This window comes from Proteus vulgaris, assembly GCF_023100685.1.
GTDB lineage: Bacteria > Pseudomonadota > Gammaproteobacteria > Enterobacterales > Enterobacteriaceae > Proteus.
Genome location: NZ_CP090064.1, coordinates 3,562,461 through 3,586,036 on the forward strand (window position 1 = coordinate 3,562,461; position 23,576 = coordinate 3,586,036).

The window sequence follows — 23,576 nt, forward strand, 5'->3', positions numbered from 1 at the left end:
AATGAAATAATTAAATTTCACTTATATTTTACCGTGATAAATAATAAACTCAACTCAACCTAAGTTATCTCTATCACGAAATAATTCTCTCTTTTCTCATCTTCTTTTACAAGATGTTAACGAAATCCTTTTTCTTTTTTAATCAAATCGTAAGCAACTTGTATAGACTGTGCTTTTTGTTTTGCAATTTCCATCATTTCTGGTGGCAAACCTTTCGCTACAAGTTTATCTGGATGATGTTCTCCCATTAATTTTCTATAAGCCCTTTTTATGGTTTTAACATCATCGGTCTCATTAACACCAAGTACCTTACACGCATCAGCGAGTGTTGGGCCTTGAGGTTGAGGCTGATATCCTTGCCTATTTTGATAGTGGAAATTTTGACCAGCCTGCATCATTGCTAATATATGTTCAAAATGCGCACGCGAAAAACCCAGCTCATCAATAATGATAAACAACATTTTTCTTTCATTCGGGTGCAATTGGCCATCGGCAAAAGCCGCTTGTAACTGAATTTCCAGAAACATCTGAAGTAAGTCACGACGACCAGCACAAATTTGTCGAACACGTTGCAAGGTAGCTCTTAAGGGAAAATCGGGTGATTTACCTTCTCTAAATGCTTGCTGAGCTGCTTGACGCCCCACTCCATGCAAATTCATCCTATCCATCAATTCACTTGCAAGTGAGATATCCGTTTGAGTGACTCGCCCTTTTGATTTTGTTAGGTGTCCTAAAACTTGAAAAGTTGCAGCAAAGAAAAAAGCTTGTCTATCACGAGTATAGCGCCCACCACTTCCTAATTTACCTCGTTGCATGTCATAGAGGTGTCCAAGAAAAACACCAATAACAATGCCCCAGAAGCCTACCCCCGCAAAACTACCGATGATAAGGCCTAATAATTTTCCCCAATAGCGCATAGACTCCTCAAATCTTCAATGCTCTGCCTGCAATTTTGCATTATCATACTATTCATTTGCTTGCACACCTAACACCAAGCGACGTCTAAATAGACTTTTTCTTAAAATGAAGATATTTACTGTTTCTCTTTGGACAGAGGTAATGCTGTTTTCGTTTAAATTGTGTTAAAGTAAAATGAGTGACCAAACGAATAACTTTAGCGTTATTAGACCGCACGAAATACCGCATCAGCGCGGTGTTTTTTTGTTTCTAATAAGGCTATAACCCTATTTCAACACAGAAACATCGAAAAAATGAGGTTTACGCCTACTTTTCGGTTACCGTTAGAACAATGTTCAGAACGTTGGGCTGGTGTCGCATAACTCCCTGCGTTAGTTTCTGGCTGTTTATCAGCATGAAGCCACTGATGACGGAAGCACATAAATACTTATGAAAAAAAGTTATCCCACACTGCTGGCCACCTTAGTTTGGGCCACAATATACGGTCAGCCTGCTTATGCTGATCTTGCCTCCCAATGTTTACTGGGAGTTCCCGTTTATAACAAACCATTAGTACAAGGCGATCCTAATGACTTGCCTGTCACTATCACTGCAAATGATATGCAAGGTGAATATCCTCGCATGATCAAATATAAAGGTGATGTTGATATTAAACAGGGAAACCAAACCTTAAGTGCAGACAGTGTTGAACTGACACAAACTGAGGGAGAAACGCCATTAAGAATGGTGACCGCGACAGGAAATGTCTCTTATGATGATCCTCAAATCATCTTAAAAGGCCCTCGTGCTTGGTCTAATCTTAATAATAAAGATACGGATATTGAACAAGGTGATTACCAGATGGTTGGCCGCCAAGGCCGTGGTTATGCCGATAAGATGCAAATGCGTGGCGAAAACCGCTATACCATTATGGATAAAGGGATGTTCACCTCTTGTTTACCTGGCGATGATAGCTGGAGCGTTGTCGGCTCTGAAGTCATTTTAGATCGCGAAGAACAAGTTGCTGAAATTTGGAATGCACGCTTTCGCGTTGCTAATGTTCCTATTTTCTACAGCCCTTACCTTCAATTACCTATCGGTGATAAACGTCGCTCTGGTTTCTTAATTCCAAACGGAAGCTATTCTCGTAGTTCAGGATTTGATTTCCAACTCCCTTACTATTGGAATATCGCCCCTAATTATGATGCCACTATTACAACTAACTATATCAGCCGCCGTGGTTTAAAATTAGATAACGAATTCCGTTATTTAACAACACCAGGACGCGGTACGATTGCTGTAGATTGGATTAATCACGATAGCCAATACAATAAAGACAAAGAAGAAAATAAAGCAGGCTATCTTCCTCGTGATACCGCCACACGTTGGTTATTCTACTGGGGCCACAGTGGTGTCATGAACAATGTATGGCGATTTAATATCGATTACACGAAAGTAAGTGACAACAAATACTTCACTGATTTTACCTCTCAATACGGTAATACCACTGATGGTTATGCAACTCAGAAATTTAGTACGGGTTATGCACAACAGAACTGGAATGCCACATTAACCACTAAACAGTTCCAAATTTTCTCTGATAATAAAGATGCAAGAGCTTATCGTGCCGAACCACAGCTTGATCTGAATTATTATAAGAATGATATCGGGCCATTTGATTTCCGAACTTATGCTCAGTTTGTGCGTTTTACCAGCGTGGGTGAAAATACACCTGAAGCAAATCGTTTCCATATCGAACCAACGATTTCACTCCCTGCATCTACAGGTTGGGCTAGCTTTAATAATGAACTGAAAGTGATGGCAACCCATTACGATCAGGACATTCCTGATGCTTATAAGAAAAGATACCCTAACCAATTAGATGACAGTGTTAATCGTGTATTACCACAGTTTAAATCTGATATGAAAGTGGTTTTTGAGCGTCAATATCAAACCAATGATATTACACAGACCCTTGAACCTCGGGTTCAGTACCTTTATGTTCCTTATAAAGATCAATCCAATATCAATAACTTTGACTCTGCGTTATTACAGTCAAACTATGGCGGACTTTTCCGCGATAGAATGTATGGTGGTTTAGATCGCATTGCATCTGCAAACCAATTAACAACCGGTGTAACTTCTCGTTTTTATGATAGCGAATTGGTTGAACGTTTTAACATTTCTGTAGGTCAAATCTACTTCTTTGAGCGCCCGAGAACAGGTCCTTCTTCTACTGGTAATGAAATCATTAATAGTAAAGATGAGACAGGTTCAATGGTCTGGGCGGGTGATGCCTACTGGCGGATCACTGATACCGTAGGTATGCGTGGTGGTTTACAATATGACCGTCGTTTAGGTAGCGTATCAATGGGTGATGCGATTATGGAATATCGCGCCGATAGCGATCATCTTCTACAGTTGAGTTATCGTTATGTTGATCGTGATTATATCCAAGCAACACGTGTTCGTCCTTACGATGGTGGTATTAATAAACTTCCTGAATACCAAAAAGGTATTTCGCAAGTTGGTGTTGTAGGCAGTTGGCCATTAGCAGAACGCTGGGGTCTTGTGGGTGCTTATTACTTTGATACTAAAGAATCCGAACCTGTTAGCCAGATGGTTGGTGTGCAATATAATACCTGTTGCTGGGCTGTGAACGTCGGTTATGAACGAAAAATTGTTGGCTGGAAAGTTGACCACAGTGATATTGACAATAAATGGTCAATCAACGTGGAACTCAGAGGCCTAAGTAACAATCATAGTTTGGGTAGCCAGAAAATGCTTGAACGCGGTATCTTACCTTATCAAAGAGCATTCTGATTTAATCAGACTACGGAATTGGCTGAATAAATATGTCATCCCGCAACAAGATGCGGAAAACACATAATGGGAAACTTATGAAAAATTGGAAAACGCTGTTTATCGGCTTAATGATCACGGTCGGTGCAGCTACCAGCTCAACAACATTTGCTGCACAAGAATTAAACCGTGTATCGGCTATCGTCAATAACGGTGTCGTTCTAGAAAGTGACGTCAATAGAATGCTACAGACTGTCAAAATGAACGCAAAAAGTGCGGGCCAGGAAATGCCTGATGAGCAAGTTCTTCGCCAACAAATTCTAGAGCGTTTGGTGATGGATAACATCATTTTGCAAATGGCACAGCAAATGCAAATTGATATTCCTGATGCTGCGGTAGAATCTACCATTCAAGGTATTGCTGCTGAAAATAAAATTTCACTTGATCAAATGAAAAAACGCCTCTTAGCTGATGGCATTTCTTACAACGAATATCGCCAAGATATTCGTAAAGAAATGATGCTGGCAGAAGTACGTAACAATGAAGTTCGCCGCCGTATTACTATTTTGCCTCAAGAAGTTGATTCTCTTGCTAAGCAAATTGAAAGCCAAGCAAGTCAAAGTATTGATCTTAATCTGAGCCATATCCTAATTCCATTATCAGAAAACCCAGCTCCAGCAGAAATGGAAAAAGCAAAGCAAGTCATTACTCGCATAATGAATCAACTTAAAAATGGTGCTGATTTTGGTAAGTTAGCAGCAACTTATTCGGCTGATCCACAAGCTTTAAATGGCGGTAATATGGGTTGGGCATCTATTGATGAATTACCAACACTGTTTGCGAAAGAGTTAGCTAATGCACAGAAAGGGCAAATTGTAGGGCCTCTTCACTCAGGTGTTGGCTTACACATTATCAAAATAAACGATATTCGTGGTGGAACTAATACCCTTTCTGTTACTGAAGTTAAAAGTCGTCATATTCTGCTGAAAAGCTCTCCAATCATGAATGATGAGCAAGCCTATGCCAAATTACAGCAAATTTCTGCCGATATTCGTAGTGGCAAAATGAGCTTTGCTGATGCAGCAAAAGAGTACTCTGAAGATCCTGGTTCAGCATTACGTGGTGGTGAGTTAGGATGGTCAATGCCTGATGTTTACGATCCAGCATTCCGCGATGCGTTAATGCGCTTAAATAAAAACGAATTAAGCCAACCTGTTCGTTCAAATTTTGGCTGGCATTTAATTGAATTAGAAGACACACGTAGTGTTGATAAAACAGATGCCGCTAATAAAGAACAAGCATACCGTTTACTCTTTAATCGTAAGTTTAATGAAGAAGTACAAAACTGGATGCAAGAGCTACGAGTAGGGGCTTATGTGAAAATAATGAACGAGAATAATGCAAACTAAGCAAATAAAACCACTTGTTATCACCCCCGGCGAACCAGCCGGGGTTGGTCCTGACCTGATTATCTCATTAGCACAAATGAGTTGGGATTTACCTTGGGTTGTTTGTGCTGATCCTCAGTTACTTAAAACAAGAGCAGAATTATTAAACCTGCCTCTTTCATTAGTTGAATACGATCGGGAAACACCTCCTCAAGCACACACACCAAGCCAAATTTGTGTACTCCCTATTGCCCTTCATACCAATGTTATTCCAAGTACATTAGATGCGCGCAATGGATTATACGTTGTAGAAACATTAGCTCGTGCTTGTGATGGCTGTCTTAATGGCGAATTCTCTGCATTAGTAACCGGCCCCGTTCATAAAGGAATTATTAATGATGCGGGTGTGCATTTCACAGGACACACCGAGTTCTTTGCCGATCGTAGTCACTGTGAACGAGTGGTCATGATGTTAGCAACAGACACATTAAGAGTCGCATTGGCAACCACACATTTGCCTCTACGAGATGTCGCTGATGCAATTACAGGTGAACTACTGCATGAAATTATCACCATTTTAAATCATGATTTAAAAACTAAATTTGGCATAGCAGAACCTCAAATTTACGTTTGTGGCCTTAATCCTCATGCAGGGGAAAGTGGTCATATGGGGCGTGAAGAAATTGATATTATTGAGCCTGCATTAACACAATTACGTCAGCAAGGTATTTGTCTCCATGGACCTTATCCTGCTGATACCCTTTTTCAGCCTAAATATTTAACACATGCTGATGCTGTACTTGCGATGTATCACGATCAGGGATTACCTGTGCTAAAATATGAAGGTTTCGGTCGTGCAGTGAATATAACACTCGGTCTTCCCTTTATTCGTACCTCTGTTGATCATGGCACAGCCCTTGAGCTTGCAGGTACAAAAAGCGCAGATGCTGGCAGTTTTTGCACCGCATTAAATTTAGCCATTAATATGATACAAAATTGTAATGAATAATAGAGTCCATCAGGGGCACTTTGCCCGCAAACGCTTCGGGCAGAACTTTTTAACAGACAGCTATATTATTGAAAGTATTGTTGAATCTATTTATCCACAACCCGGTGAAGCCATTGTTGAAATTGGCCCCGGTTTAGGTGCTATCACAGAACCAGTTGGCGCGAGAATGGATAAAATGACAGTAGTTGAAATCGACCGTGATTTAGCTGCTCGTTTAGAAGTTCATCCTACATTAAAAGACAAGCTGACCATTATTCAGCAAGATGCAATGACGATTGATTTTGCACAATTAGCAAAAGAACGTCAACAGCCTCTGCGTGTCTTTGGTAACTTGCCTTATAATATTTCCACACCACTTATGTTCCATCTTTTCAGTTTTGCTGATGCCATTTCTGATATGACTTTTATGTTACAAAAAGAAGTGGTTAACCGCCTTGTTGCAGGTCATGGCAGCAAAACTTACGGTCGCTTGAGTGTGATGGCACAATATTATTGCCAAATCATTCCTGTACTTGAAGTTCCACCAACTTCATTTAAACCCGCACCCAAAGTTGATTCAGCCGTTGTTCGCTTGATCCCTTACAAAGAAAAGCCATATCCAGTTACGGATATTGCAATGCTAAGCCGTATTACTTCACAAGCATTCAACCAGCGACGCAAAACGTTGCGTAACAGTCTAGGTGGATTGCTAACAGCAGAAGATATGGTTGCTCTGGGGATCGATCCGACTGCTCGCGCAGAAAATATTTCTGTTGAGCAATACTGTAAAGTGGCAAACTGGTTATCGCAAAAGCAAGATACACAGGCATAAGATAAAGCCAGAGACAGGAGGCATTATGTTCACCTCATCAAAAGTGGCGATACAAGTACAAAGTGTTTACATTGAAAGCCAATCATCTCCTGAAGATGAACGCTATGTGTTCGCTTATACGGTATCAATTCATAATTTGAATAAATGTGCAATTCGCCTCCTGCGCCGTTACTGGTTAATTACCAATGCACAAGGTAATACGACAGAAGTTCGAGGTGAAGGTGTTGTCGGTGAGCAACCACTGATTGAACCTGGTACGCATTACAGCTATACCAGTGGTGCCGTTCTTGAAACACCGATGGGAACAATGGAAGGCCATTATGAAATGATTGATACTGACGGTCGATTATTTCAAATAGAGATCCCTGTTTTCCGCCTTGCACTTCCAACATTGATAAATTAATTATGGCAACTTATTTAATTGGTGATATTCATGGCTGTTACCATGAACTGCGCCACCTTCTTGATAAAGTGAATTTTGATCCTACACAGGACACATTATGGTTAACCGGTGATCTTGTTGCTCGAGGACCAGACTCACTTGAAGTGCTACGTTTTGTAAAAAGCTTAGGCTCTTCTCTAAAACTTGTTTTGGGTAATCATGACCTTCATCTTTTAGGTGTATTTGCAAAAATTAGCCGGAATAAACCAAGAGATAAACTTAATGAATTACTCAATGCCCCAGATGTCGATGAGTTAATTAATTGGTTAAGACGCCAACCTGTACTTCAAGTTGATGAAGAAAAGAAAATTATTATGGCACATGCAGGGATCACACCACAGTGGGATTTAGAAACTGCAAAAATGTGTGCCCGTGAAGTCGAAGCCATTTTAAGTAGTGATAGCTATCCTTTATTTATTAATTCAATGTATGGCGATCTACCCAATAATTGGTCACCTGAACTTACTGGCTTAGCACGATTACGCTTTAGTACCAATGCATTCACTCGAATGCGCTACTGCTTCCCTAATGGTCAATTAGATATGATTTGTAAAGACAAGCCATTAGAAGCCCCTGCACCATTAAAACCTTGGTTTGATTTGCCGAGTCAACTTCCGGAAGGTTATAGCATTATTTTTGGCCATTGGGCCTCTCTTGAAGGAAAAGGCACCCCTAATAATGTTTATGCTCTCGATACTGGGTGTTGCTGGGGAGGAAACCTCACTTGCTTGCGCTGGGAAGATAAACAATATTTCACTCAAGCTAGTCTATCTGCACCTAAGTAACCCTTTTCATTATCTTCATTTCAAGCGCAAAAAGTAAAAACTCAATTTTTGCGCTTTACTCATTCCACCCTACTTATTTTTACCTAATTTATTTTTTGATACTAAAAAGAACATTTCTTGTATAAAAACGAACACCATAAAAAATAATAAAAACTAATCGTTATTAATCAATATGTTATTTTTTTTCGATGCGAAATAAGCAGGGAAAACCACAATATTGAGAATAAAAAATCTATATATTGATTAATGTCTCATATATTATTCTTATAAAGTGAGTTTATTAAAATATAAATAATGATTACTTTTAAATAATAAACTTTTATAAATAAAATTCTTAGTTAGTATAATAACTCTTATTTTTTATTATTCTTATATTAATAAAATAGGAATAATAAAAAGGGAGATATTTAATCTCCCTTTTTATTTAATTCTTGTTATTTTCTTCTTTTTAATATTTCAAAGCAGTAGTTATGAGAGTTGTTTTCATCAGCTTCATGATATTCCATAAAGGTAGAATTCCATTCATCAGGCTCATAATCAGGGAATGTTGTATCACCAATTACTTCAGCATCGATGTGTGTTAGATAGAGTGTATTAGCCATAGGTAAAAACTGCTCATACACTTTACCACCACCGATAACCATAATTTCATCATGATTTTCAGCAGCTTGCAAAGCTTCTTCTACAGACTTCACCCAAACAACTTCACTATCTGTTCCTGGTTGGCTACTTAACACAATATTGAGACGATTCGGTAAAGGACGCCCAATAGATTCATAAGTCACCCGGCCCATAATAACGGGTTTATTTAGCGTATTCTTTTTAAACCATGCGAGGTCACCTGGTAATGTCCAAGGCATTGCCTTTTCCATACCAATAATGCGATCCATCGCTAATGCTGCGATTAAACTAATATTCATTTACACACCTACGGGTAAAGATGGGAAAAAAACTGCTCACACTATACGTAAAGCTAAAACCTGAGTCGATACAAATTATGCTTCCTAGATAATAAATAATTGCTTTATACTCGAAGTGTTAACTTAATCATATAAGATTCAATCATTATAATATTGTTATATACAAGGCGCTATTATGCTTGAAACTTCTTTAGTCGTTTTTACAATTGCTTTACTTGGTATGATCTCACCGGGCCCAGACTTTTTTCTCGTTGTAAAAAATGCGGCGCGTTATCAACGATCTGCAGCAATGATGACTGCAATGGGAATTGTGGCAGCATTACTTGTGCATATGTCATATTGTGTTGCAGGTATTGCCGTTCTTATCACAACAACACCTTGGCTCTTTTCCATTTTGAAATATGCTGGTGCTGCTTATTTGCTATGGATTGGTTTTCAGAGTTTGCTGTCAAAATCTAATCATTCGATTGATGAAAACTCAGATAAGCATTCGCAGATCAGCTTTAAAAAAGCCTTTATGCAAGGCTTTCTCTGTAATTTACTCAATCCTAAAGCTACTTTGTTTTTTCTTGCCGTTTTCACTCAGGTATTAAGTGTTGATTCAAGCATTGGAGAAAAGCTGTGGTATGCCTTTATTATTTGGGGCTTAGCCATAGTTTACTGGCCTTTATTGGTTTTATTAATCCAAAGCGCACCTGTCAGAAGAGTGCTTAATAAAATCCAAAAAGGAATTGATAAAGTGTTAGGTGTAGTACTGATTGGTTTAGGTATTAAAGTCGCATTGAGTTAAATAAAAAACCTCTTTAATAAAATTTATTAAAGAGGAATAACTTATTTATAGTAAATTTAAACTTAAATCATTATCACTCTTTAAATAATCAATAATATCCAGCAAAACCATTTCATTCTCAAGACGATTAGATTTATTTCTTATTTTATCTAAAATTGTTTCATAATTATCTCTAATAACATTGGCAATATTATTTTTTATTTCATCATCATAGTTATTCTTACTAAAAAAACTTTTCATTTTTCGATTAAAATCAGATATAAAATATTCATCCCCTGCTGTTTTTTCTTCCGATTTAATAATATCATTGGACTCTAATAATCCTGACTCAAGCATACTATCCACAAATTCTTTTACGCCCTCACTATTTTTCAATTTATTTTCCAAGAGATTTAATATTGATTTTATAAAACCATCATTATTATAATTTCCAACATTATACTTTTTTGCTTTATCAATAAAAATTTTAGTTATATTTATAATTAGATTTTTCTCCATTTCCATCGAGTAAATATCATGTATTGTATTAACTAAATACATTATTGAATTACTCATTTTATGGGATATTTTTCCATCAAGCTCTTTACAAACATAATCTATTGCAGTGTCAATACATTGTCTATAATTAAAGTTAATATAATTTAACATACTAGAGCATTCTGGATTATGTATATTCAATTGTTCAAATTGTTCTTTTTCGTAATTATTAATCACATCTAAAGAGATACTCATTATAGTAATGAAGTCTTCTTTTGTTTTGGATTTTTCATAAAGATATTTTTGTATTATTTTTTTAGCTATATCATAAGAATCATTTTTCACTGCTATATTTAAACTTAAAAAGAATGATTCTAATGTCTCTTTCTTAAAACTAACAAAGTCAGATTTTATTAGTCTACATTTATTAGTTTTTATTTGCCCATCTCTGTCAAAAAGAGTGGATAAATTATTTATCTTAGCATGTTGTCCTTTATCTAACAAAAAAGTCAAATCAGTCTTTAAATTAAATATTTTCTTTATAAAAAAAGACAACTTAGATAAAAAAGTTTTACTCTTCTCTCCCACATAAAAATTATTGAAGTTATTTAAAATACTATTAATTTCATTTTTTATTTTATGATTTTCTTTTTTATTTATATCGATATCTTTTATTAAATTAGTTTGAAAACGAGTGTTGTTTACTTTCATGATGACTCCTTATCTCATAATAAAACAATCCCTTATTTATCTATATTTTAATACAAAAAAAAGCCCTTATTACTAAGGGCTTTAAATATAAAAAATGACCCGTCCTAAATAAGGTTGACACTTTTCCAATCTGAAATTGGAGAATGTAATGAAACCAATCACTAAACGAACTCAACGCGATTATTCTCTCGCTTTTAAATTACAGCTTGTTGACCAAGTTGAAAAAGGCGAAATAACCTATAAACAAGCCCAAGATCACTATGGTATACAAGGATGCTCTACTGTTTTAGTTTGGCTTCGTAAGCATGGTAGGTTAGATTGGTCAAACGGTACCCCTGATACTTTTTATAGAGGTTCAGCTATGACCCAATCTTCTGAACAACAAACGCCGGAACAACGCATTAAGATCCTTGAAAAGGAACTTGAAGAAGCTCGGCTTAAATCCGATTTTTTCGAAGCTGTGGTTAAAGTCATGGATAGAGACTTTGGAGTTCGTTTGTCAAAAAAGCGCAAAGCCGAGTTATTAAAGAAAAAACGGTTAAAAACCTCACCGTAACAATTGCTTGCCGTTTTATGCAGATCAGCCGACAGGCTTATTACAAGAGGCTGGATAGAACTGAGGAACGAAAGAAAGCAGATTCGGCCATTATTGATGTTGTTAAATCTGAACGAGTCTTACAACCTCGACTGGGTGGGCGTAAATTACATTTTATTTTAAAGCAAAAACAGATGGTTATTGGTCGTGATCGGCTATTTTCTTTATTGAAAGAACATCAGTTACTGGTGCCTAATAAACGGGCTTATCATCGAACAACCTTAAGCCATCATCGTTTTCATCGGCATCCAAATTTAATTAAGTCAGGGTTTATCCCCACACAACCAGAACAGCTTTGGGTGGCAGATATTACCTATTTATCGACGCATGAAGGTGATACTTATTTAAGTTTAATTACGGATGCGTATTCACGAAAAATCGTGGGATATCATTTAGATAACAATATGAAAACAAGTTCAGTGAAGAAATCGTTGGTTCAGGCGTTAAAAAAACGGACTTCGACAACTTCGTTAATCCATCATTCAGATCGAGGGATACAGTATTGTTCTTCGGAATATCAGAAGATACATAAAGAGCATAATATTCAATGTTCTATGACTGATGGGTATGATTGTTATCAAAATGCCTTAGCAGAACGAATTAATGGAATATTAAAAATGGAGTATCTACTGATAAAACCGAGTAATCTGGAACAAGCAAGAAAATTAGTAGAAGAATCAATTCAACTCTATAATGAAAAACGGCCACACTTATCGTTAAACTATAAAACGCCCGATGAAGTACATCGAGCGTTTTATGCCTGAAAAGTTGTCAACTTATATCAGGACTAGTCAAAAACAAATAAATTTTAGAAATTAATTTTCAGTGTTGCATTAATACCACTTGAGCTTACATCACTATTATACTGACCTTGGTAAGAAAGCCCGAAAGTTGTTGATTTGCTTAATTGTGCATCAACACCTAGACCAACACCAAACAGATTATCCAGTTTGCCACCACGTAAAGTTGCATCACCGGAATTAGATAAGAAAAGACGTGATTCAGGGCGGTTATCACCAAATAAATGACTTGCAGAAATATCGCCTTTTAATGCCATATTAACGCTACCAGCCATAAATGGATATCCACCACGTAAACCGATAGTACCTACTTGAATATCTTGTGAATCAGTCTTAGTGATAAATTTCATATTACCGACATTTTCATTGATATCATCAGTTGATACACGTAACCAACTGAATCCTGCATATGGCTCAATAGAGTACTGATTCGTATTAAATTGAGTATAAGCACCTTCTAAGAAAATTTGAGTAATTTTTGCATCATAACTTGTAGAGTTATAACCTGCATTTTGTCCTACCCAGAGTGTTCTTTTAGCATCTCTATCTTGGTTAGTATGTGTAAAACCATAGTTTAACGAAGCCACATCAAATAAATTAGACACACCATAAGCACCAATATGGATATCGTTGCTATCTATTTTGCCGTGTTCATTCCCTTTATATTTGGTTGAACCCGCACCGAAGAAGAGGCCTGCTTTGGTATTTTCGGTCACATCTATTTCTGCGCCTAATAAACCGACATAAAAATCAACATCCATATTACTATGACCATAATCGATGTTGCCCCATTGTCCAATACCCGTCATCCAAATACGTGCATTACTATTATCCAATTTAGCATAACGGCCTTGTCCAATACCCATTGCTTGATCTTTCACTGTGCGTGTTAAACCTAACACATTCACTACACTTGCACTGTTAGCATTAAGGTACATATCACTGCCCAATGATCCATAAGTCTTATTCAGATCTCTTTCATTCATTGGTAATACAGCATTGAATAAATCGCCACGACCTGTGCTATCTAAAGAATTAGCAATAGAACGGCCATTTTCATTATTCGCAAATGTGGCTAAAGAGGTATTTTCTTTCTTACTTAATGTACCTGTAATTGTGTTGTCTTTTACAGAAACATTTTTATCAAATAATGCATAATCACTGCCTGGATTGTTATTCGCTAACATTTTAGTTTTAGTACGATTATCAACTAAATTGTCTGCATTAACGGTACCTATTGTGACGGTATTATTAAGGTAAATATCTTTTAATTGACCTTCACTATCAGCACCAATATCTAAACTTGCCCCTTTATTTAAGGCCATATCTCCGACATTAACATCATGCCCAACGGTAACTAAGTACGTGCCTTTATCGTTGATATTAATATTAGCTTTGTGGCTTTCGTTTGATGCTAGTTGGCCTTGTTGTGTAAAGGTATCGTTATAGCGATCAATAACACTTAATTTACCACCATTAACGTTAACAGCTTCAGTGCCAAACGATTCGGTAAAGCCATATAAAGTACCTTGTTCGACTGTTGTACCGCCACGATAAGTATTATCGCCAGTCATAACCAATGTACCTTCGCCTTTCTTAACTAAAGCCCCATCATACAAACCAGCGTTAATTTTAGCTTGAATAGCATCAGCTCGTTTTTGGTAATACTCTTTACGCCATTTTTCAGCATCTTCTTTGCTAACAATATGGGAAGTTGGATCAGGGTTACCATCGTTGATAACAAAATCAGTACCTAGATTGTAATCACCACCAGCTGCAATGCCTTTATCTGTATATTCCTTCAACCATGCGAGATCTTCTTGTTCACGTAGATCTAACGCAGTTTGTGAAATATCATTTGTCCAAACATCAAGTGGAGTCATGCTTAAGTTATATTCAAATTTACCTAAGAACTGACCCGGACCATACATCCCTTTATCTAAATCCGGCGTACCCCAACCATAACGCACATCAGGCGTTCCTTCAGCCGCAGTCCAGCTATCATATAAAGAGCCATCTGGATTACGGTGATTGGCTGTTGTAAACATCACATCACGTATTTGCATCGCATTCATTGATTGATAGCGTGACATCAATACGCCCATGGCACCTGTAACATGAGGAGCAGCCATTGATGTACCACTAAAGGTATTCCAACCTGCATTTCCCTCTTCATCAACAACTGACGAATAAATGTTGCGACCTGGTGCAACAACCGTCCACCATTTCGCATTGCCCGCTTCATTAAAGATTTTTTCTAATTCATAACCTGATTTGTCCGCATTCTGTTTCAGACCCGCAACCGCAATCCAATGTTTTTCTGCTTCAGGATTAAAGTAAGGATAAAGAGGACGATAATAAGGCTGAGCAAAGTCACGGTTACCGGTTGTAAATACTTGTACAACGTTAGTGCCTTTTACTGCATCATAAGCCGCATCAACAAAGGAAGGTTTATCGCCATAGACTTTTTTAAAGTAGAAATATTCATATTCAGTTTGTGCAGTGGTATCTACTGGCATATGCACTGTTGTATTACCGCCATCAGGGCCTACCGTTTTATCTGCGTTAATAATACGAGGGTTTGTACCCCAGCTATTATTAATTACCTGAGCCCCTGCATCGACCATGGCTTTCCAGCCAGTGTAGAAATAGGTGTAATCTTGATATGGCCCGTAGTTATTGCTGTCTGTTGCGCCTGTATTTCCTAAATAAACATCAGCTCCCCACGCTACCCCATGCATACCATTGCCATCACGGCTTGCGCCTACGGTGCCTGTAACATGTGTTCCGTGTGTATCATTCACTCCTTTGATCCAACCTCCATCAACATCAAAGGCCTGACCTTTTTCATAATGTCCCCCCATTTCCTGAGGGTAACGCATACCCGTTGAACCATATTGGCCTTTGGCTTTCACAGCATGAAACCGAGCATCATTCAATTCTGGATGTGATAATAATGCACCAGAGTCCATTACACCGATTTTGGCACCTTGCCCATGGAAACCAAGTGCATAAGCACTAGAGGCATTCATAGCCGCCAAGCCCCAGTCTTTTTGATATTCTTGGCTTTCCCAACTTTTTGTATCACCTAATTGTCCAGCTTCTGAATATGCAACGGAATATCCAGAAAAAAATAACGCGGATGCAACAAGGGATAGTTGGAATATATTTTTATTTATTCTATTATTTTTATTCATTTTGTGATGGTGACTTAAAGCTATTTCTTTGTTCATTCTGTACCTTCAGTTATATTTAAATTAATAACATTTATTAAGGATCAAAAATAAAAGACGCAAAGATTCTCTTGTTTCTAGAGAAATAATTACTTGAAGGGCATCTCAAAAATATGATTTCATGCCAGAAAAATAGATAGATTGACTATGTAATCACAAATTAACAGATAGATTAAACAGATTTAGATCGCAATACATTATATTACAAAAAGTTAAAACCAACTTTAATCAACATTGTTTCTATTAATATCAATATTTAAATCAATTTAATAAAGAGAGTGTAGATAAAAAAACAATTACTCTAAATTAATTAACAAATTAAAAATGAGAATATTATTCTCTATTTAACTTTAGTCGAAAAAATATAATCTGCATTATTTAGATATAAAAAAAAACAGTATTTTTATTTTAAAAATACTGTTTTTATTTTAATTTAGCACTATGACTAAGCTATTATTCTACAGGCGTGATTTCCATTTGTCCTACCATTCCTTTATCTGCATTTTCTAGTAACTGGCTGTAATACAAGAAAGGAAAGTGGGAATAAGAAGGTTGTTTTAGCTCCACTAATAACTCACTCTGACTTTCTATCCAAACCGTATCTTTCCAACCAAAATCCGCAGGTGAAGGTTTTTGCCCATTATGATTAATGACTTTAAAACGAGCGCCTTCAATATGGAATGATTGAGGCGTTGGTACAGTGACAAGCCAACGTTCCCAGCCATTTTGTTTACCCACCAAATCAATTCTTGAAAGCTCCCAACGAGCATTATTGATACCTGGAGGACTGTTATGAAGTTGAATGGTTCTAGGTTGAATCGAGGTGGTAATTTGAGTGTCATCCAGCGCTAATTGCTGTGGTGCTTTATCAGTAACTAATGACATTAATCCTGTCGGTCTAATCGTCAATATATTGGCATTACGTAATAAATCGGAAGGCTCAAAGATACCACGAAGTCTGTCCATAAATCCGGCACTTTGCCCTGCTGTAATGATGACTTCACCACCTTCAGACATATCAACAAGTATTTCACGTCGTTCACCCGGAGCCATTGGAATTGATTTCAACTCTACGGGGGATGTTAATAAACCTTGATCAGAAGCGATAAGATAAAGCGATCGACCATCATTTGCGGTTAATTCATAACGACGAGCATTAGACGCATTGACCAAACGTAAGCGGATCCACCCTCTAGAAACTTCGATATAAGGATCTTCACGCCCATTCACGAGCAACGTATCACCATAAAAACCGTCACTTGCAGCTTCTTTGTCGTATTGCGGTGTGCCAAAATTATCAATTCGTTTATCTTGGATTATCAGCGGAAAATCATTTACACCATACTCTTTGGGTAAAGGTAGGGATCGACTCTCTTCATCTTCCACAATCCACATTCCCACCAGCCCGTTATAAACATGAGGCGCCATTTTAAAGGGAGTATTGGCGTGATACCAACACGTTGCTGCTTTTTGGCGAATGGGTAATACCGGCGACCAATACGCGCCTGGTGACATTAATCTAGCAGCCCCCCCGACTTGTGTACCAGGAACTAATAAACCACTTACGGTCATAGATACAGCTTCACTAAGACGGTTACTATAAATAAGTTTTATATCATCGCCACTTCTAACTTTGATTGTCGGTCCCGGTGTTGAGCCATTGATCCCCCAAACTTCCGCTTTTTGCGTACCATTAAATGCCCAATGCACATTTTGCAAAGTCAAAAACAGAGGCTGGCCACGACGAGATTCCAACAATGGCGGTATAGGTAATTGTTTATCATTGACTGATCCAGCACGAACAGAAGAAGATATTGAGCCCAGACATACCGCTAAGCCTGAAGCCTGAATAAACTGGCGACGACTAAATGACATACTTTCTCCGCAACAAAATACAAATATTCCTACCGCATAATCAAAAACATTGGACAGGAAAAAAAGCTGCTGTGATTTAAAGACAAAAGGACTTAAATGAAATTACGGGAGCATAATAGCGCGGATGTGACATAAATCCTAAAAATAGTTGATAACTATACTTTAAATAATTCGAGATGTAGTTAGGGGATAAGTAAGATACATACAAACATATACTTTAAATCATTCAAGATGCAGCTAGACGACAACGCTACAACTTGAAGTATGACGAGTATAAGCCTGAAAATCAGGCTTATATCTCATATAGATAATGTGTAGACGTTAATTTAATTTGCCAGGAAAATCACGCTTATTCATCTCTTCAACTTCTTTATCTAGCTCTTCAATTTTCTCTTTCATAATTTGGCGGCAATCTTCGGCTAATTCCCGAACTTGATCTTTGGTGTATTTTGAAACATCAATCGGAGGCAACATTTCAACAATCACGTAGCCATTATTCCAGCGATTGATTTTAATTTTACCTTGTGTTGTCGACACGCAAACCGGAATAATAGGTACACCAGCTTGAATTGCAGCATGAAACGCTCCTGTCTTAAACGGTAAGAGTCCACGACCACGACTACGCGTTCCTTCAGGGAACATCCATACTGAAATTTTCTTCGATTTAATTTGATCGGCAACTTGTGAAATTGTGCCATGTGCTTTAGAGCGGTTTGCTCTATCGATCAAAATATTACCCGTGATCCAATATAATTGACCAAAAAAAGGAATAAAGATTAAGCTTTTTTTGCCCACAGTCACTGTATTAGGTTGTACTGCATTCGACATTGTTACCATATCAAAATTATTTTGATGGTTTCCAATATAAATACTTGGGCCATAGCTTTTTGCATCTTTTGGAAAACGTTCAACAAGTTTAATCCCAAAAATACGAGATAACTTGCCAAATGCTCGTCCATAAGTCATTACATGTTTTGGATTTCTTGGTGAAAACATGCAATAAATTATTCCAAACGTCACCACAATAATGGTGTAAAGAATGACAATAATGCCTCGAATAATGGCTAACATAAGTTTTAGCGTCCTAAATAGAAGTGGGTCAATAGACCCACTAAATATCAATTAAGTATTAAGTTTAATTTGTTTCAATATCAATATGATCGATAACTTGAGCACCACGAGGTAATGAAGTTCCTCGGCGTCCACGTTTCGCTTTAAAGCTAACTAGCTCATTCATCGACATTGTCAGTTTACGCTTGCCAAAATGCAGTGTTACTGAAGCATTTTCTGGTAATACACGTAACCAAGCGACATTATCCTCACCACTTGCAGCTTGTGAAGCTGGAATAGAAACCATCTGGTTTCCTTTTCCTTTTACCATCGTTGGCAATTCTGCCGCTTCAAAAATCAGCATTCTACCGCCTTTAGTAATGATCATGATGAGATCAGTTAACTCATTATTCAAACGTTGTGGCGGTAAAGGTAATGCATTTTCAGGTAATGTTAGTAATGATTTTCCTGCTTTATTTTTAGAAGTTAAATCATCAACTTGGCAGATGAAACCATAACCAGCATCAGATGCCATTAAGATCTTATCAGTGCTTTCGCCCATAACAACATGGCGTAACTGGGCACCTTTCTGAATTTTTAATCGTTCAGTCAGCGCATCGCCTTTGCTACGACCAGAAGGCAAGGCATCAACATCAACGGTATAGCTTTGACCTGTGGTATCTATTAAGTGTACAGGCTGATTGCTCATTCCTTCAATAGCAGCGAAATAATCATCACCTGCTTTAAAACCAACAGATTGAGCATCAATATTATGGCCTTTCTGGCAACGAATGAGTCCTTTTTCCGACATAATGACCGTAACAGCTTCAGGATGTAGATGTTTTAATGGAATAGGTTCATCACCTGCATTACCACTAAAATAGCTAATCTCTTCGGCTTTAAGCACTTCGTGCTGACCATCTACAGTAAAGATTAATGCCTCATTTTTAGGGGCAAACAGCATTTGTTCAATGACATCACCTTGCTCTTTACCTAACGCAACTAAGCGAGTTCCACGTCCTTTTTTGTTCATTTCATTCAGTTGTTCTGCTGAAATAGCTAAAATGCGTGTTTTATCCGTGATGATAATAAACCAATACTGATCATTCTTTTTCTGTGGATCAACTAAGAAAGGCTCTAGTAACTCTGTTTCTTCTGAAACTGTCAGTAACCCTTTACCCGTTTTATTTTTTGTTTCCATCTCATCATAAGAGAGAACAGAACCATAACCTTCTTTTGTTGCCAGTAAATATTCTTGCCCAGCACTGCCTGCTAACATGTATTTCACGCTGGCTTCAGGTGGGAAAGTTAATTTTCCTGTTAGTGGTTCCCCCTGACTTCTCCCTGAAGGCATATCATTCGGGCTTAACGTATAGCTTCGACCAGTAGAATCAAGGAACAGAACAGGTTGATTACTCATGCCTCGGACTGCACTGTGATAACTATCCCCGGCACGGTAACTCATACCACTAGGATCAATATCATGTCCTTTTGCATTACGTACCCAACCCATTCCAGACAGCACAATGGTCACAGGCTCTGATGGCAACATATCTTGTTCATTAACCACTTTCGCCTCTTCCTGAGGGCGAATAGGGGAACGTCTGTCATCACCAAATTCTTTCGCGTCTGCTTCAATCTCTTTTTTCAGTAGCGTATTTAAACGGCGTGGTGAACTTAATAATTTTTCAATACTGTCACGTTCTTTTTCAAGCTCATCACTTTCACCTTTTAGTTTCATCTCTTCAAGTTTGGCTAAATGACGTAAACGTAACTCTAAAATAGCTTCAGCTTGAATATCAGATAACTCAAAGCGGCGCATTAATTCTGCTTTTGGCTCATCTTCATGACGAATGATCTCAATCACTTCATCAATATTAAGATAAGCAATTAATAAACCTTTGAGAATTTCTAAGCGACGCAACACTTTTTCTAAGCGATGATTTAGACGATTTGTGACTGTTTGGCGACGATACACCAGCCATTCATTTAAAATCGTCAGTAATCCTTTTACTGCTGGACGGTTATCTAACCCAATCATATTCAGGTTAACGCGATAACTTTTCTCTAAATCGGTATTTACGAACAAGTAGTACATCACTTGCTCTAAATCAACACGATTACTACGAGGAACAATCACAAGTCTGGTTGGATTCTCGTGATCGGATTCATCACGCAAATCTTCAACTAAAGGCAGTTTTTTTGCTCGCATCAAGGCTGCAATTTGCTCAAGTACCTTGGCGCCAGAAACTTGATGAGGTAACGCTGTGATAACGGCGCATCCCTCTTCTTTTTGCCAAACAGCTCGCATTCTGACCGAACCGCGACCCGTTTTATAGATTTTTTTAATATCGTCTTGAGCCGTAATAATTTCAGCTTCAGTTGGATAATCAGGGCCTTGAACATATTGCATCACCTCAGATAATCCCGCATCAGGATTATCTAAAAGCATCACTAAGGCTTGTCCAATTTCACGTGCATTATGCGGTGGAATATCCGTTGCCATCCCAACCGCAATACCTGTTGTGCCATTAAGCACGATATTAGGTAAGCGGGCAGGCAACATTTTCGGCTCTTGCATTGTGCCGTCAAAGTTAGGGATCCAATCTACCGTACCATGTCCTAATTCACTTAATAGAGTTTGTGAATATTTTGAAAGGCGGGATTCGGTATAACGCATTGCAGCGAAAGATTTCGGATCATCCGGCGCCCCCCAGTTACCCTGTCCGTCAATTAACGGATAACGATAAGAGAAAGGCTGAGCCATAAGTACCATTGCTTCATAACATGCACCATCACCATGTGGATGATATTTACCTAGCACGTCACCAACAGTACGGGCTGACTTTTTAAATTTAGCGTTATTACTTAAACCAAGCTCTGACATCGCATAAACGATGCGACGTTGCACAGGTTTTAGCCCATCTCCAATAAAAGGCAATGCACGATCCATAATGACGTACATGGAGTAGTTGAGATAGGCATTTTCTGTAAATAAGTGGAGCGCTTGGCGCTCTACACCATCATGAGTCAATTCACTCATTCAATTTTTTCCTCAGACTCTTGTGGTATCCATTACACTTCGATGTCAACTTCATCGCCTTTCTCTTGTAACCAATTTCGGCGATCTTCAGAGCGTTTCTTCGCTAACAACATATCCATCATGCCTAGGGTTTCTTGATAATTTTCATCATCAATTACCAATTGCACTAAACGGCGCGTATTAGGATCAAGCGTTGTTTCACGTAATTGAATTGGGTTCATCTCACCCAAACCTTTAAAGCGCTGTACGTTGGGCTTTCCTTTTTTACGGCTTAAACGTTGTAAAATGGCATTTTTTTCTGATTCATCAAGGGCATAATGAACTTCTTTACCTAAATCGATACGGTAAAGCGGTGGCATCGCCATATAAACGTGCCCTTGCTTAACAAGCGCAGGGAAATGGCGCACAAATAAAGCACACAGTAAGGTTGCGATATGTAAACCATCTGAGTCCGCATCCGCAAGGATACAAACTTTACCGTAACGTAATTGGCTTAAATCATCATTATCAGGATCCATACCAATCGCTACCGAAATATCATGGACTTCTTGTGACGCTAACACTTCATCTGAAGATACTTCCCATGTATTTAGAATTTTACCACGTAGTGGCATAATCGCTTGATACTCACGATCACGCGCTTGTTTCGCTGAGCCTCCTGCAGAGTCTCCTTCAACTAAAAACAGTTCGGTATACCGTAAATCTTGAGAAGTACAATCAGCCAATTTACCCGGCAATGCTGGCCCTGAAGTGAGTTTCTTTCTCACCACTTTTTTGGCAGCACGCATACGACGTTGAGCGCTACTAATTGCCATTTCAGCAAGTAATTCACCGACTTGAACATTCTGATTTAGCCATAAGCTAAAAGCATTTTTTACAGCATTTGCAACAAATGCACTGGTTTGTCTTGAGGAGAGTCGCTCTTTAGTTTGCCCTGCAAATTGAGGATCTTGCATTTTCACTGATAATACATAAGCACAACGCTCCCATGTATCATCGGCAGTTAGTTTAAGACCTCTTGGTAGTAAATTACGGAATTCACAAAATTCACGCATTGCATCTAACACACCTTGGCGTAAACCATTTACGTGTGTACCACCTTGAACTGTCGGAATTAAGTTAACATAGCTTTCAGTGAGTAGATCGCCACCTTCAGGCAGCCATAACATAGACCATTCAACCGCTTCGTTATCCCCTTCAAATTTTCCAGTAAAAGGCTCTTCAGGAAGGCGAATAAATTCAGCGACAGCTTCACTTAAATAATCGGTTAAGCCGTCAGCGTAGCACCAGTTTTCTTGTGTGTTATTCACTTTATCAACAAAAGAGACATTAACACCGGGACACAATACGGCTTTGGCTTTTAATACGTGAGATAAGCTTTTGGCGGAAAAGCGAGGAACATCAAAATAAGAGCCATCAGGCCAAAAATGCACACTTGTTCCAGTATCTCGCTTTGCACAAGTTCCAATTTCGTGTAACTCTTCGACTTTGTCGCCATTTTCAAAAGCAATTTGATAAATCTTACCATCACGACGAACGGTCACTTCAATACGCTTAGAAAGTGCGTTAACAACCGAGATCCCTACACCATGTAGCCCACCGGAAAATTGATAGTTTTTATTAGAGAATTTTCCTCCGGCGTGGAGGTGAGCAAGAATTAACTCGATAGCAGAGACCTTAAGTTCAGGATGAATATCGACAGGCATTCCTCGCCCATTGTCGATAACTTCGATAGATTGGTCTTCATATAAAATGACATCGACCTTCGATGCGTGTCCCGCAAGCGCCTCGTCCACGCTATTATCTATCACTTCCTGTGCCAAATGGTTCGGTCTAGTCGTATCAGTGTACATGCCAGGACGGCGACGTACTGGTTCTAGACCATTAAGAACCTCAATATCCTTTGCGTTATAACTTGATTGAGTCATTGTTTTAATCTGCGGTTCGC

General features: G+C 38.2%; 17 protein-coding genes and 1 pseudogene. 8 read left to right on the forward strand and 10 right to left on the reverse strand.

What is annotated here, in order from left to right; genetic code table 11:
* Positions 1 to 116: 116 nt before the first annotated feature.
* Positions 117 to 917, reverse strand: a complete 801-nt coding sequence (gene djlA / locus LW139_RS17075; protein WP_166539393.1) for a co-chaperone DjlA — start codon at positions 915 to 917, stop codon at positions 117 to 119.
* Between the two features lie 272 nt (positions 918 to 1,189).
* A complete protein-coding gene (locus tag LW139_RS17080) occupies positions 1,190 to 1,339 on the reverse strand; it encodes a hypothetical protein (protein ID WP_162557006.1) in 150 nt (49 codons plus the stop codon).
* 8 nt (positions 1,340 to 1,347) lie between these two features.
* Between LW139_RS17080 and lptD the strand changes: the two genes are divergently transcribed.
* The 6 genes from lptD to apaH all read left to right on the forward strand — a co-directional run bounded on the left by lptD (position 1,348) and on the right by apaH (position 8,134).
* On the forward strand, positions 1,348 to 3,720 hold the full coding sequence (gene lptD, locus LW139_RS17085) for an LPS assembly protein LptD (protein WP_109409099.1): 2,373 nt from the start codon (positions 1,348 to 1,350) through the stop codon (positions 3,718 to 3,720).
* Between the two features lie 77 nt (positions 3,721 to 3,797).
* On the forward strand, positions 3,798 to 5,108 hold the full coding sequence (gene surA / locus LW139_RS17090) for a peptidylprolyl isomerase SurA (RefSeq protein WP_243733288.1): 1,311 nt from the start codon (positions 3,798 to 3,800) through the stop codon (positions 5,106 to 5,108).
* On the forward strand, positions 5,098 to 6,096 hold the full coding sequence (pdxA, locus tag LW139_RS17095; protein ID WP_247850291.1) for a 4-hydroxythreonine-4-phosphate dehydrogenase PdxA: 999 nt from the start codon (positions 5,098 to 5,100) through the stop codon (positions 6,094 to 6,096). Before surA ends, pdxA begins: the two co-directional genes overlap by 11 nt.
* Positions 6,089 to 6,907: a 16S rRNA (adenine(1518)-N(6)/adenine(1519)-N(6))-dimethyltransferase RsmA gene (gene rsmA, locus LW139_RS17100; RefSeq protein WP_210813080.1), complete on the forward strand. Its 819-nt coding sequence runs from the start codon at positions 6,089 to 6,091 to the stop codon at positions 6,905 to 6,907. Before pdxA ends, rsmA begins: the two co-directional genes overlap by 8 nt.
* Positions 6,908 to 6,932: 25 nt before the next feature.
* Positions 6,933 to 7,310: a Co2+/Mg2+ efflux protein ApaG gene (gene apaG, locus LW139_RS17105; RefSeq protein WP_109409103.1), complete on the forward strand. Its 378-nt coding sequence runs from the start codon at positions 6,933 to 6,935 to the stop codon at positions 7,308 to 7,310.
* 2 nt (positions 7,311 to 7,312) lie between these two features.
* Positions 7,313 to 8,134 carry a bis(5'-nucleosyl)-tetraphosphatase (symmetrical) ApaH gene (apaH, locus tag LW139_RS17110; protein WP_166539397.1) on the forward strand — a complete coding sequence of 274 codons (822 nt, stop codon included), beginning with the start codon at positions 7,313 to 7,315 and terminating at the stop codon, positions 8,132 to 8,134.
* Positions 8,135 to 8,568: 434 nt separating this feature from the next.
* On the opposite strand, the gene folA is transcribed toward apaH, so the two are convergent.
* Positions 8,569 to 9,054 (reverse strand): type 3 dihydrofolate reductase, encoded by a 486-nt coding sequence (gene folA / locus LW139_RS17115; protein WP_166539398.1) that lies wholly within the window; start codon positions 9,052 to 9,054, stop codon positions 8,569 to 8,571.
* 175 nt (positions 9,055 to 9,229) lie between these two features.
* On the opposite strand from folA, the gene LW139_RS17120 reads away from it, so the two are divergent.
* Positions 9,230 to 9,844, forward strand: coding sequence for a LysE family translocator (locus tag LW139_RS17120; protein WP_227336025.1), 615 nt, complete (start codon positions 9,230 to 9,232; stop codon positions 9,842 to 9,844).
* A gap of 45 nt (positions 9,845 to 9,889) precedes the next feature.
* Here LW139_RS17120 and LW139_RS17125 read toward each other — a convergent pair whose 3' ends face one another.
* Positions 9,890 to 11,032, reverse strand: a complete 1,143-nt coding sequence (locus LW139_RS17125) for a hypothetical protein (RefSeq protein WP_247850292.1) — start codon at positions 11,030 to 11,032, stop codon at positions 9,890 to 9,892.
* A gap of 148 nt (positions 11,033 to 11,180) precedes the next feature.
* Here LW139_RS17125 and LW139_RS17130 point away from each other — a divergent pair.
* A protein-coding gene (locus LW139_RS17130; protein ID WP_247850293.1) for an IS3 family transposase occupies positions 11,181 to 12,391 on the forward strand; the annotation gives its coding sequence in 2 pieces (ribosomal slippage) (positions 11,181 to 11,523 and positions 11,523 to 12,391; 1,212 coding nt in all).
* A 44-nt stretch (positions 12,392 to 12,435) separates the two neighbouring features.
* Here LW139_RS17130 and pta read toward each other — a convergent pair.
* The 6 genes and pseudogenes from pta to parE form a co-directional block, all read right to left on the reverse strand.
* Entirely contained in the window at positions 12,436 to 15,660 is a 3,225-nt protein-coding gene (pta, locus tag LW139_RS17135) for an autotransporter Pta (protein ID WP_247850294.1), read from the reverse strand.
* A 453-nt stretch (positions 15,661 to 16,113) separates the two neighbouring features.
* Positions 16,114 to 17,535 (reverse strand): cell division protein FtsP, encoded by a 1,422-nt coding sequence (ftsP, locus tag LW139_RS17140; RefSeq protein ID WP_166539573.1) that lies wholly within the window; start codon positions 17,533 to 17,535, stop codon positions 16,114 to 16,116.
* Between the two features lie 321 nt (positions 17,536 to 17,856).
* Complete coding sequence (locus LW139_RS17145; RefSeq protein ID WP_166539574.1) at positions 17,857 to 18,606, reverse strand: 1-acylglycerol-3-phosphate O-acyltransferase; 750 nt, start codon at positions 18,604 to 18,606, stop codon at positions 17,857 to 17,859.
* Between the two features lie 64 nt (positions 18,607 to 18,670).
* Positions 18,671 to 19,396 (reverse strand): DNA gyrase C-terminal beta-propeller domain-containing protein, encoded by a 726-nt coding sequence (locus LW139_RS20795; protein ID WP_409076895.1) that lies wholly within the window; start codon positions 19,394 to 19,396, stop codon positions 18,671 to 18,673.
* 51 nt (positions 19,397 to 19,447) lie between these two features.
* A pseudogene (gene parC, locus LW139_RS17155) lies at positions 19,448 to 21,628 on the reverse strand (DNA topoisomerase IV subunit A); the annotation flags it as partial.
* Between the two features lie 32 nt (positions 21,629 to 21,660).
* Positions 21,661 to 23,556 carry a DNA topoisomerase IV subunit B gene (gene parE, locus LW139_RS17160; protein ID WP_166539576.1) on the reverse strand — a complete coding sequence of 632 codons (1,896 nt, stop codon included), beginning with the start codon at positions 23,554 to 23,556 and terminating at the stop codon, positions 21,661 to 21,663.
* Between the last annotated feature and the right edge of the window lie 20 nt (positions 23,557 to 23,576).